Annotated in this window: 4 protein-coding genes; 1 reads left to right on the forward strand and 3 read right to left on the reverse strand. The window is 69.3% G+C overall.

Annotated features, from left to right (window positions below; all coding sequences use genetic code 11):
• Window positions 1–3,163 (forward strand): LWXIA domain-containing protein (locus G3N96_RS36540; RefSeq protein ID WP_206140233.1); only part of this gene is annotated, 3,163 nt, incomplete at its 5' end.
• 54 nt (window positions 3,164–3,217) lie between these two features.
• Here G3N96_RS36540 and asnB read toward each other — a convergent pair.
• From asnB to sctT, 3 genes are all read right to left on the reverse strand, one after another.
• On the reverse strand, window positions 3,218–5,185 hold the full coding sequence (asnB, locus tag G3N96_RS36545; protein WP_206140235.1) for an asparagine synthase (glutamine-hydrolyzing): 1,968 nt from the start codon (window positions 5,183–5,185) through the stop codon (window positions 3,218–3,220).
• A 266-nt stretch (window positions 5,186–5,451) separates the two neighbouring features.
• On the reverse strand, window positions 5,452–6,483 hold the full coding sequence (locus G3N96_RS36550; protein ID WP_206140236.1) for an EscU/YscU/HrcU family type III secretion system export apparatus switch protein: 1,032 nt from the start codon (window positions 6,481–6,483) through the stop codon (window positions 5,452–5,454).
• 16 nt (window positions 6,484–6,499) lie between these two features.
• Entirely contained in the window at window positions 6,500–7,309 is an 810-nt protein-coding gene (gene sctT, locus G3N96_RS36555) for a type III secretion system export apparatus subunit SctT (RefSeq protein ID WP_206140238.1), read from the reverse strand.
• Between the last annotated feature and the right edge of the window lie 154 nt (window positions 7,310–7,463).

Raw genomic sequence — 7,463 nt, forward strand, 5'->3', positions numbered from 1 at the left:
ACCGCCCGCCGCGGGCAAACGCAACGCGGGCGGCCGGCCCGGCAAACCCGGCCGCAAGGCCGCGCGCGGCAAACCGCCAGCGAAGCAACCGGCCGTTCAGCCGGCAAAGCCGCCGGCCGTACCCGCCGCGAAGCCGATCGCGCTCGAACCGTACCAGCCCGCCTTCGTATCGAGCACGATCGTCGAATCGGTCACGCGCTACGGCAAGGCGAAGGTCGCCGATTTCGCGTCGACGCTCGAACGCGTCAAGGAATGGGGCAAGCGCGACGAGGGCAAGCACGACGGCAACGGCTTGACGCTCAGCGACGAGCCGCGGGCCATCATGGCCGACGCCACGCTGTGGAAGAAGATCTTCAAGACGCTGGACATGTGGCGCGAGGCTTCGAGCCTGCATCCGCACGGCGCCGTCGCCAATCCGGGCGGCGGCCGCAACAGGCTGGTGCGCCGTTCGCAGCAGTTCGTGATCGACCACGGCGCCGCGCGAACCGCCGACCGGAAGCTGATCGACGCATACGCCGAACTGCCGCCCGACATCCGCGACCGGCTCGTCCCGATGTCGCGCTCGTTCTCGCTACGCGACGATCCCGAGCCGATGCGGCAGTCCCTCGCGCAGTACGGCGGCCTGCTCCCGGCCGTCGCGCTCCAGGTCGATCCGTATTCGCAGGCTGCCGCCGTCGGCGGCAAGCAGGATCCGGGGCTGATCCAGCGCGCCAGGAAGTTCGGCGACCCGACGGGTGCCCGCTACGACGACGATACGGCGACGATCACGCGCACGGATCCCGACGGCACGCCGCACACGCTCGAACTGGACGACCTCGCCCACCTGCACAAGTGGCTCACGGCGGCATCGAAATACGGCTTCCTGCTGCGGCTCGAGGCCGCACCGTCGCGGCCGCTCGTGTCGCGCGAAGACGGGCATGCGATGGCCGGCACGAACAACGGGTATGCCGAGATCCGGCGCATCGCCGAATCGCTGGAAACGTGGGCGAAGCAGCACGAGGGCGAGAAAGCGCCGCTCGTGATGCTGACCTTCCACGGCGCCGATGCCGTGCTCGAGCCGGTGCCGGGCGAAGGCCACGTGCAGTTGCTGGACGCCATCCTCGGCCGGAAACAGCTCGACTGGGTTCATGTCGGCCTGTCCTGGGGCACGCACGGCGACGACTTCATCGCGAACGCGGATCTGACGCGCGCGCTGGCGGCGAAGCTCGTCGACTACAAGCTGAATGCAACCGGGAAGTTCGCGAGACTGCACGGCGGCGATGCGCTGACGCGCGTCTATGAACCGGTCAGCGCCGAAGACTTCGCGAACCAGCAGCGCATCCTGTTCACGGAGGTCGAGCGCATCGCGAAAACGCAAGGCATGACGGACGGCGAGATCGTCGCATTGCGCGACGAACTGTACGAGCACAACACGTCGATGCTGCTGAACCAGGCGCGCCGTGCAACGAACGAGTACGGCCAGAGCATGTGGCGGCGCGTCGGCGATGACGACGTCGGCAAACTCGAACAGAAGGCGCGCGAGATCGGCCGCGACTGGCTCAAACGCCACCGCGCCGGCACACCCGCGCGGCCGAGGCTGGCGCAGCAGCCGGCCACCGACAGCCGCCTGCACTGGAAGAAGGTCACCGGCCGGCCGGCGCTGCAACACGACGGCTCCCATCCGATCGGCGCCAACCGCAAGGCCATCGCCCAGCCCGACGCGCCCGCCGCCGCCCACGCGACGATGGACGAGGCGACCGCGCACCTCAATGCGCTGCGCGTGCACCGGCCGTCGAAGGAGCCGTCCGACCGGTGGAAGACGGGCATCACGAGCGGGATCGTCCTCGGCGCGTCGAGCCTGATCGGCCTCGACGCCGCGTTCCACTGGATCAAGCCGACCGTCATGAGCAATATGTCGTCGTCGTTCCTGCTCGCGTCGCGTCTCGGGCGCGTGTTCCAGGTGATGCACCAGGGCGCCATCCGCAGCCTGCAGTCGGGCGACCCGAAAGCCGCGGTCGCGGCACTCTCGCATCTCGAGACGACGCTCGTGCGGCAATTCGGTTCCCAGACGCACGAATACGGCGAACACCGGCCGATCCAGCTCGACGCCGCGGTACGCGACGCGCAGGCGATGGCGAGGCAATACGTCCGGCAATACCGGCGCGGGACGATGAGCTTCGAGGACGCCAAGGCCAACATCACCGCGCTCGCCGACGACGTGCTCACGCAGATGCAGGGGTTCGTCGGCGGCACGTCGTTGCAGCAGCTTCACGCGGGCAATCCGCGCAGCCTGCTGGGCATCGCCGGACGCGCGGGCACGGCCGTCGCGTCGGTCGCCACCGTCACGAGCGGCATCGGCAAGATCGCCGGCGCGCACGACTGGTTCGGCCTGGCGCTGGGTAGCGCCGGTGTCGCGAGCGGCGTGCTCGGCGCCGCATACGCGGGCGCGTCGTTCCTGATCGTGTCGCGGCGTGTGAACGCGGACAAGCGCAGCCGCGTCGTGCGCGTGCTCGATTCGGCGGGCGACTTCGCGTCGGTCGCGCTCGGCGGGCTGTCCACCGCGTCGCAATGGAAGCAGGGGGAATACGATCTCGCGGTCGCGACCGCGACGTCGACCGCGCTGCTGCTCGCCGGCCGGCTCAATACGCACTTCCCGAACGCCACGCCGTTCGTCAAGAAGATCCCGACCGCGGTCGTCATGATTCCGGTCGCCGCATTCGGCTACAAGTTCATCATCGGCGTCGCGCCGATGATCGGCGGCCTGTTCAACTGGATCTTCGGCGGCGGCTCGCCGTCGCAGTCGAATCTCGTGCCGGGCGCGTTGCCGGGTGCCACGCCGTCTGCATCGTCGTCCGCCTCACCGAGCGCCGCACCATCCGCCACACCGTCGCCGACGACGAGCACGACGGCGCCGCAACCGTCGCAGGGCACGCCGTCGAGCCAGCCGGCGCCATCGAACTCGCCGCAGCCGTACATCGTCGTCGCCGGCGATTCGCTGTGGGTGATCGCGGACCAGCATCGCCAGTCGCTGCTCGACGCCGCGCAGGTGTCGCGCGCCGACCAGCAGGCGATGACGCGCGGCGAGCAGGACGCGCGCGCGCTGAACGAGATCCTGCAGCTCAATCCGTCGGCCACGCGCGATCCCGGCCGTCTCGCGATCGGCACGCCGCTGAACGTCGGCTGACGGCCGGGTCCGACCGCGGATGGCCGGAACACCGGCCGTCCGCCGGGCGCCGCGTCACCCCGCCCGCTGATGCTCCAGCCACGCCTGGAACATCAGCACCGTCCACAGCTGGTGCTGCCAGTTCATCCGGCCGGTCTGGTGCTGCCGCCACAGGCGGTCGACCGCCGCCGCGTCGAAAAAGCCCTCCTCGCGTAGCCGCGACGGCCGCAGCAGCGCCTCGGCCCAGTCACGCAGCGCGCCGCGCAGCCAGTGGTCGACGGGCGCGCAGAAGCCCTGCTTCGGCCGGTCGATCAGCGCGGACGGCACGTAACGGTCGAGCAGCCTGCGCAGCAGCGCCTTCGACTGCCCTTCCGGCAAGCGCACCGCCGCCGGCACGCGCCACGCGAATTCGACGACGTGATGATCGAGGAACGGCATGCGCGTTTCGAGGCTGACCGCCATCGCCGCGCGATCGACCTTCGCGAGGATGTCGGTCGGCAGGTAGGTGAGCGTATCGATCGCCATCGCCTGCTCGGCGAAGCTCAAATGCTCGGGCCACGCGGACACCGTGTCGAGCGGCGTCGGCGGCTCGTGCCCCGACAGCGCGAGGCGTTCCGGATGATGCACCGACGACATCAGCAGCCGGTACAGCCCGATGCGGCTCTCGGCCGTCATCACATGGCCGAGCTTGTGCAGGCGGTCGCCGATGCGCGTCGCCGATTCGCGCGCCTCCACGCTGCCCCATGCCCCCTGCGCGACGGCCGCGAGCTGGTCGGCGTGATCGGGCCGCAACGCATGCAGCGCGGCGGCGATCCGCGCACGCACCGCCGCCGGCACGCGATGCAGCTTGCGCCACAGGCGCGGCGTCAGGAAGTAGCGCGTATAGCCGCCGAACAGCTCGTCGCCGCCGTCACCGGACAGGCTCACCTTCACGTGCCGGCGCGTCAGTTCCGACACGAGGAAGGTCGGAATCTGCGACGCATCGGAAAACGGCTCGTCATAGATCGACGGCAGCTTCGGCACGACGTCGAGCGCATGGTCGGCCGTCACGTAGAGTTCGGTATGGCGCGTGCCGAGATGGCGCGCGACCGCCTTCGCGTAGCCGGCTTCGTCGTAGCCGGCTTCGTGAAAGCCGATCGTAAACGTGTCGACCGGCGTCGCCGATTGCGCCTGCATCAGCGCGACGATCGCCGACGAATCGACGCCGCCCGACAGGAAGGCGCCGAGCGGCACGTCCGCTTCCATCTGCCGCGCCACCGCCTGGCGCAGGATCGTGTCGAGCTGGCCGACCGCTTCGTCGGCGCTGCCCTCGAACGGCCGCGCACGGCCATCCTCGACGGCCTGTTCGAGCGTCCAGTACGCGCGCAGGCGCGGCGTGTCGCGCGCATGCTCGAACTGGACGAAGGTGCCCGGCGGCAGCTTGTGGATGCCGCGATAGATCGTGTAAGGCGCGGGCACGCTCGACTGGCGCAGGTACAGGCACAGCGCGTCGCGATCGACCGTGCCGTCGAAGCCCGGATAGCCGCGCAGCGCCTTCAACTCGGACGCGAATACCAGCGCGTCGCCGATCCGGCCGTAATAGAGCGGCTTCTCGCCGATCCGGTCGCGCGCGAGCGTCAGCACCCGCGACGCGCGGTTCCACAGCGCGAACGCGAACATGCCGGTCGCGCGCCGCAGCGTCGCCTCGACACCCCATGCGACGATCGCCGCGATCAGCACCTCGCTGTCGGAGTGGCCACGCCACGCCGGGGCGCGCCCTGCACGCTCGAGTTCCGCGCGCAGTTCGCGATGGTTGTAGATTTCGCCGTTGAAGACCATGACGTAGCGACCGCACGCGGATGCCATCGGCTGTCGGCCGTGCACCGACAGGTCGACGATCGCGAGCCGCCGGTGGCCGAGCGCGATGCCGGCTTCCGGGTCGACCCAGATCCCCTGCCCGTCCGGCCCGCGATGCGCGAGGCTTGCCGTCATCCGCGCGAGCGTGCCGCGCGCTGTCTCCTCATCGAAGGCGACGCTATTCAGAAAGCCGTCGATTCCGCACATTTGATTTGTCCGCCCCTGTTGACCATGTTCGTCACGCGTGGCGCAACCTCGCGGCCCGCCGTCCGGCGTGACGGTCGAGCCATATTACGAAGAAATAAATCAGCAATAATTCACAGGTGAACTTCCCCGCCAGCCGGAAAAAAATAACGTCAAGCACTGCGCTTGCATGACCATTCACGGGGCCATATCGAATGGGAACGCGTGGCCACGCATGTGCGCGGAGCAAGAAAAGGGGCGGCATGCCGCCGCGGCTGCCGTCGCACGCGTCAGCTCGCGCCGGTCGCCCATTTCAGCAACTGCGCGACCTCGCGGAAATGTTGCGGCTGGATCGTGCCGTTCTCAGGCGTCGTCTCGTACAGCGCCTGCGCGAGGCCGACGTTCGCGAGCGTGGGGCGCAGTTCGTCGCGCGCGGCGCGCACGATCCGCTCGGCCGCGTCGCCCTCGCCGCGCGCGAGCACCCACGGCAGCGTACCGATCCCGCCGTAGTACAGCGCGACCGCGACGCGCGGCGAGTAGACGACCACCGACGCATAGCCGATCCGGTCGGACAGCGACGCGAACTGCGCTTCGCGCGCAAGCTGCCGGCGCTTCGCCTCGATGTGCGGATCGCCTTCGTCTTCCTTGTGCTCGCGCCGCACTTCGTCGATCGACATTTTCATCTTCTGATTGAATTCGTGCCGCTGGTGCACGATGTCGATCAATGCCATCACGATGTAGATCAGCGCGGCCCAGCCGAACAGCAGCATCAGCAGCTTCACGATCAGCGCGAGGATCGAGATCGGCCGCGTGAAGCCCGACTGCACCGACGGGTCGAGCGACTCGACGATCAGCCAGCCGAGCGTCGCGACGAGCAGCGCCGTCTTCAGCAGCATCTTCGCGAGATTGACGAGGTTGCGCAGCGACCACAGGTTCTTCATCCCCTCGGCCGGGTTGAGTCGCGACAGCTGCGGCACGAGGCGGCTCCACGCCATCACGCCGCCGACCTGCACGAAGCCCGCCAGCAGGCCCGCGAGCAGCCCGGCCGCGACGACCTGTGCGGACAGCGTCGCCCAGTCGCGCGCGGCGCCGTCGATCAGCACCGCGATCCGCGAGGACGGGTCGGCCGCGCCGACCGCATCGAACACGAGCCGGAACAGCGCCTGCAGCCGCGCGAACAGCGCGCCGATGCCCACCGCGAGCGCGACGCACACGCCGACGAAGAACGCCGACGAAATCGTCTCCGCGCTCTTCGGCACCTCGCCTTTCTCGCGCGCCTCGCGCAGGCGCTTCGCGGTCGGCTTCTGGTCCTTTTCGGCCATCGCGGCTCCGTCGCGCTCACGCGCCGCCGTGCGCGGCGAACGGCGCGCGCAGCAACGCCATCAGCCCGCTGTCGGGGCTCAGCAGCGCATGCAGCGACGCGTACACCACCGGCAGGAACAGCATCATCATCAACAGCGCGAGCGCGCTCTTCAGCGGCTGCGAGAACACGAAGATGTTGAGCTGCGGCACCGCGCGCCCGACCAGGCCGATACCGAGCTCGACGAGCACCAGCACGATCGTCACCGGCGCGGCGAGCTTCACCATCCATGCGAAGATCGTGTCCGTCTGGCGCACGACGAAGGTCTGCAGCATCGACGAGAAATCGGGGCCGAGCGAGCCGATCGGCCACCACGCATACGACTGCGCGAACAGCTGCACGAGCACCTGCAGCCCGCCCGCAGTGACGAACAGCGCGATCGCGACGAAATTCAGGAATCCGGAAGTCGGGCCGCCCTCGTGCCCGCCCATCGGATCGAAGAACGCGGCGCTGCCGCTGCCGGTCTGGAAATCGATCAGGTAGCCGACGCCCTGGATCGCGAACAGCACCGCACTGAACGCGCCCGCGAGCAACATGCCGACCATCGCCTCCTTCGCGACGAGCAGGCACCACATCAGGAACGGCAACGCGGCCACCTGCGCGGCATCGATCGCCGGCGCGACGAACGCGGCGATCACGACGGCGACGCCGTTGCGCACGAGCCCCGTGACGATCTGCTCGTTGAATACCGGCACAACGAACATGATCGGCAGCAGGCGCGGCATCACGTAGAGCAGCGGCCGCAGCATGCCCGCGACGTCGTTGAAGCCCGAGGCCGGGTCTAGCATCGGCGCTCCACGGCAGCGGGCAATTCAACGTCGTGAGGATCGTTGCCATCGGCGGCAGCCGCTTCGTCCGGGTCGGCCGCACCGGCCGGCGCGTCGGCCGGCGGCGCTGTCATCGCCGCATCGAACGCGGCGGCGGCTTCGGGCGGCGCGTCGC

The organism is Burkholderia sp. Se-20373, assembly GCF_017104705.1.
In the GTDB taxonomy this organism is placed as follows: Bacteria; Pseudomonadota; Gammaproteobacteria; order Burkholderiales; family Burkholderiaceae; genus Burkholderia.